This window comes from Streptomyces sp. NPDC001634, from assembly GCF_040298185.1.
Lineage (GTDB): Bacteria > Actinomycetota > Actinomycetes > Streptomycetales > Streptomycetaceae > Streptomyces.
In genome coordinates, this window is sequence record NZ_JBEOZU010000065.1 from 1 (window position 1) to 4,663 (window position 4,663).

The window sequence follows — 4,663 nt, forward strand, 5'->3', positions numbered from 1 at the left end:
GCCGCCTCGGACCCTCGCCCCCAACCCCCCGCTCTTCCGGTCTGCGCTTCAACCTCTCCCACACCGACGGTCTGATCGCCTGTGTGGTCACCGACCGCGGCCGCGCCGGCGGCGTGGACGCCGAGCGCTCGCCCGCGGGTGCCGACGCGGTGGCGTATCTGCCGCGGCTGTTCGCGGAGCGGGAGCGGGCCGACCTGGCGGCCGTCGCGGACGACGGGGCGCGGGCAGCACGCCTGGCCGCGTACTGGGTGCTCAAGGAGGCCTACCTCAAGGCGCTCGGCACCGGGTTGCGTCGCGAGCTGTCGTCCTTCGCCTTCAGTGGCCTGGCCGGTCCCCGTGTCCGGCTGCACGACGCCGAACGGCCCGTGCGGCACTGGCACTTCGACCTGATCCGTCCGACGCCGTACCACGTGGTGGCCGTGGCCGCCGAACACGCCGGGCCCGCGGGCCTGAGCACCATCGTTCTGTCCGGCTGACGTCTCTTCCACCCCTACCGAGGAGTCCCCGATGTCCGACAAGCCCAGCATCGCCGTCGTCGGCGGCGGAGTCGCCGGCCTCTCCGCCGCGTACGCCCTGCGCGAGCACGCCCAGATCACCCTGTTCGAACGCGAGGACCACTACGGCGGCCACGCCAACACCATCGAGGTGCAGGACGCGGGCCGGATCCTGGGCCTCGACACCGCGTTCGTCGTCTTCAACCCTCCCGCCTACCCAAACCTGAGCGCCTTCTTCGAGGAGCTGGGCGTGGAGGCAAAGCAGTTGCTCAGCGCCTTCAACTTCTTCGATCTGGACGGCGGGTTCCAGTTCGGCAGCGACGAGCTGGACCTGCCGGAGGAGGAGGTCCGCGCCCGCTACCCCGAGTACTTCCAGACCATCTTCCGCGAGGCGCGCCGGTTCCACGAGGAGGGCCGCCGGGACTTCCTCCGCAAGCGGACCAACATGTCGATGGGCGAGTACCTGGACCGGGGCGGTTACAGTCAGGAGTTCCGGTACGGCTACTTCATACTGCTGTGCAGCGCGGTGTGGTCGGTGCCCGCGGAGCTGATCTGGGAGATGCCCGCGACGACGGTGATCGCCTTCTTCATGGCCCACGACGAGGGCGGTCTCGGCGGCCGGCGCGTCGACTGGCGGACCGTGGCCGGGGGATCGATCTCGTACGTGCGCAAGGCGATCGCCGCGATCGACCCGAAGACGCGCCTGTCCGAGCCGGTCACCGGGATCCGGCAGAGCGAGGACGGGGTCGTCGTGCGCACCGCGTCCGGTGAGGAGCGCTTCGACCACGCCGTCGCGGCCACCCACGCCGACACCACCCGTGCCCTGCTGGAGAACCCGACCCCGGCCCAGCGCGAGCTGCTCGCTCCCCTGCGCTACAACCGCTCCACGGTCATCCTGCACACCGACTCGTCCGTGATGCCCGCCGACCGGTCGCGCTGGGAGGCGTGGAACTACGGCAAGGTGACGGTGGACACTCAGCCGCGCACATATGTGGCGTACTACATGAACAAGCTGCACGGCTTCGAGTCGGAGACCGACTACTTCGTCACGCTCGACTACCCGCTGGACATCCGCGAGGACTCGGTCATCCGCACTTTTCCCTACGAGCACCCGGTCGTCGACATGGCGATGCGCACCGCGCAGCAGACCATCTACAAGGTCAACGAGGGCACCCGGGTCAAGCTCTGCGGCTCCTACTTCCACTCCAAGCAGCAGTACCACGACCAGATCGGCTCCCACGAGGCCGCGTTCTCCTCCGGACGGGAGGCCGCGGCCCAGCTGCTGCGGGAGCTGCGGGGCTGACGCCTGCGTCAGCCCCCGGCGTCTGCGTGACGTCGTGCCGATTCGTTCTCCTGAGCCATGCGTCTGAGCGCCATCAGCGCGGGCTCCAGGAGGACGGTCAGCAGCAGCGCGCGCTCGGCCGTCTCCAACGGGTCCTCAATGCCGTCCAGTTGGTCGAGATCGAGGGCCGCCGTCTGTTCCGCCAGCCGCGCGTAGGGCACAAGGGCGCGCCAGTCCAGCGGTGCGCCGAGCGTGCGCAGCGAGGCCAGGGTATCGGCGAGCGTGGCGCGGGCGGGCGCCGACTTGTGCACGGCCCAGTCCAACTCGGCGATGAGGGCGTCCACGTCGGCCAGTTCCGGGGCGTCCTCGGCGCCCTCCTCGGCCAGTTGGATCGATCCCAGGGCGAGGCCCAGCAGCCGGTGGGTGTCGCCCGTGTACTCCGCCAGGGCGCCCAGCAGCTCCCGGGTGGTGCTGACGGACAGCCCCCGCACGCCGATCAGCGCACGGATCAGGCGGAGCCTGCGCAGATGGTGTTCGTCGTACTCGGCCTGGGTCGCCGACAGCTGCCGGCCGGCCGGGAGCAGACCCTCGCGCAGGTAGTACTTGATCGTCGTGACGGAGACGCCGCTGCGGCGGCTCAGCTCGGACATGCGCATCGGTATGGCTCGGGTCTGGCTCTCGCGCATCGTTACGGCTCCGCTCTGGTCTTTGGATACCGACACTGTCTAACATAGATAGCGAAGGTATCCAATGGTGCTCGTCCAGCGATGCCTCCACCCGTCCTGCCTCCGCCAAGAGAAGGCCGCAGCCATGCCCACCCTGCCTTGGACCACAGTCGACAAGCCCGCATCGGATGCCCAGGCGTTCGTCATGGCGTCCCGTCTGGAGGTCCGCTCTTTCACCGACGTACCGCGCTTCTTCCTGCGCTCCCTCGCCGCGTGGAAGCAGGTGACCGGCGCGCCCGGGGCCTTCGGCGCCTCGTTGATAGCCGAGCCTTTCAAGCGCACCTTCTGGACGCTGTCGGCCTGGGAGGACAGGGAGGCGCTGTACGCCTACGCGCGCACCGAACCGCACCGCTCGATCATGAACGGCCTGCGGTCCACGATGAGCGGCTCGGTCTTCACGTTCTGGCAGGTGCCGGCGGCAGATCTGCCCATCGACTGGGCGGACGCGCGGCGCCGCCTCGCCGAGCAGGAGCGCACCGACGCCGCGAACACCGACGGCTCCTCAGCCGTCTGACCTCCCGTCTTTTCTCCCTCTGAACAACGCTCTTCTTTCTGGACAACGCACTTCCCCGAGGAGACTCCCCGCCATGACGCTGTCCGAAGAAAACCCGGTCCTGGACGACCCGGTCGTCGCCTCCCCGGAACGCGAGGGACGGCACGTGCCGCTGTGGCTCGCCATCGTGGCGTGCAGCGTGCCCATGTTCATGGTCGCGCTCGACAATCTCGTCGTCTCCACGGCTCTGCGCACTCTGGCCGTGGACCTCCAGGCGTCCACCCAGCAACTGCAGTGGTTCGTCAACGCCTACGTCCTCAGCTTCGCCTGCCTGCTGATGACGGGCGCCGCACTGGGCGACCGGTTCGGTCGCCGCCGTGTGTTCTGGATCGGCATCGTGATCTTCACGCTGGCCTCCGCGGGCTGCGGGCTGGCCGACACCAGCGCCCAGCTGATCACGTTCCGGACGATCCAGGGCTTCGGTGCAGCGGCCGTGATGCCGCTGTCGCTGACCTTGCTGTCCCAGGCCGTGCCGGACCGGATGCGCGGGCTCGCGCTGGGCCTGTGGTCGGGGATCAGCGGCCTGGCCGTCGCGATGGGCCCGGTGGTGGGCGGCGCGGTGGTCGACGGACTGGACTGGCGGTGGATCTTCTGGATCAACGTGCCGGTGGGTGTTCTCGCGGTGCCGCTCGTCCTGGTGACGCTGCGCGAGAGCTCGCTGCCGGGGGTGCGTCTGGACCTGATCGGGATGCTGCTGGCCTCTGCCGGACTGTTCGCGGTCGTGTGGGGCATCGTGCACGGCGAGACGGACGGCTGGACCTCGGCGAAGGTGCTGGGCGCGTTCGGCGGGGGTGCGGTGCTGCTGGCCGGGTTCGTCATATGGGAGGCGAGGGTCCCCGAGCCGATGCTGCCACTGTCCTTCTACCGGGTACGGGCCTTCACTCTGACCAACATCGTCTCCGCGGCCATGTACTTCGGCGTCTTCGGCTCCCTGTTCCTGCTCTCCCAGTACCTGCAGATCGTGCCCCCGCGCACGCCCCTGGAGGCCGGGGTGCGCACCCTGGCCTGGACCTTGATGCCGATGTTCGTGGCCCCGGTCGCGGGCATCCTCACGGACAAGGTCGGCGGTGGCCGCCTCATGGCGCTCGGCCTGTTCCTGCAGGGCGCAGGGCTCGGCTGGATCAACCTGGTCGCGGACACCGGCACGTCGTATTCCTCCCTGGTCGGACCGATGATCGTGGCCGGCATCGGGATGGGCTTCGTGTTCGCTCCGACGGCCGCGGTGGTGCTGGCGTCGGTCAGCCGCGAGCACGCCGGCAAGGCGTCCGGCGCCAACACCACCGTGCGGGAGATCGGCGGTGCGCTCGGTATCGCCGTCCTCAGCACCGTGTTCGTGGCGCATGGCAGCACGCAGGGCCCGCAGCAGTTCGTCGACGGGCTGCACCCCGCGGTGTGGGTCGGCGTCGCGGTGGTCATGGGCGGCGCGCTGTGCGGCCTCGGCATCCCGCGCAGGCCTCGCCCGGAGAGCGCGGCACCCGAAAAGGTGTGAGCCTTCTCCCCCGCCCCGCAGCGTGGCGGGGGGTCGGGCGACGAACACGTCGAGGCGGCCCACCGCCGCCGGCGCTAGGACCGCCTCGTGACGGAACGCAGCAAGCAGAAGATTAGAAAT

Annotated in this window: 5 protein-coding genes; 4 read left to right on the forward strand and 1 reads right to left on the reverse strand. The window is 69.6% G+C overall.

What is annotated here, in order from left to right:
- Nucleotides 1-476, forward strand: a 476-nt coding sequence (locus tag ABT186_RS33265; RefSeq protein ID WP_351928241.1) for a 4'-phosphopantetheinyl transferase family protein, incomplete at its 5' end; no start/stop codon positions are given.
- 31 nt (nucleotides 477-507) lie between these two features.
- Nucleotides 508-1,797 (forward strand): NAD(P)/FAD-dependent oxidoreductase, encoded by a 1,290-nt coding sequence (locus ABT186_RS33270; RefSeq protein ID WP_351236476.1) that lies wholly within the window; start codon nucleotides 508-510, stop codon nucleotides 1,795-1,797.
- An 8-nt stretch (nucleotides 1,798-1,805) separates the two neighbouring features.
- Here ABT186_RS33270 and ABT186_RS33275 read toward each other — a convergent pair whose 3' ends face one another.
- Entirely contained in the window at nucleotides 1,806-2,432 is a 627-nt protein-coding gene (locus ABT186_RS33275; protein WP_351236500.1) for a MerR family transcriptional regulator, read from the reverse strand.
- Between the two features lie 154 nt (nucleotides 2,433-2,586).
- On the opposite strand from ABT186_RS33275, the gene ABT186_RS33280 reads away from it, so the two are divergent.
- Both ABT186_RS33280 and ABT186_RS33285 read left to right on the forward strand, forming a co-directional pair.
- Nucleotides 2,587-3,015, forward strand: coding sequence for a DUF3291 domain-containing protein (locus ABT186_RS33280; RefSeq protein ID WP_351236478.1), 429 nt, complete (start codon nucleotides 2,587-2,589; stop codon nucleotides 3,013-3,015).
- 73 nt (nucleotides 3,016-3,088) lie between these two features.
- A complete protein-coding gene (locus tag ABT186_RS33285; protein ID WP_351928242.1) occupies nucleotides 3,089-4,543 on the forward strand; it encodes an MFS transporter in 1,455 nt (484 codons plus the stop codon).
- The last annotated feature ends 120 nt before the right edge of the window (nucleotides 4,544-4,663 follow it).

Bases quoted from the DNA above. Each gene is read 5' to 3' on its own strand.
- ABT186_RS33270 (WP_351236476.1), top strand. From the start codon at position 508: ATGTCCGACAAGCCCAGCATCGCCGTCGTCGGCGGCGGAGTCGCCGGC.
- ABT186_RS33280 (WP_351236478.1), top strand. From the start codon at position 2,587: ATGCCCACCCTGCCTTGGACCACAGTCGACAAGCCCGCATCGGATGCC.
- ABT186_RS33285 (WP_351928242.1), top strand. From the start codon at position 3,089: ATGACGCTGTCCGAAGAAAACCCGGTCCTGGACGACCCGGTCGTCGCC.
- ABT186_RS33275 (WP_351236500.1), bottom strand. From the start codon at position 2,432: ATGCGCATGTCCGAGCTGAGCCGCCGCAGCGGCGTCTCCGTCACGACG.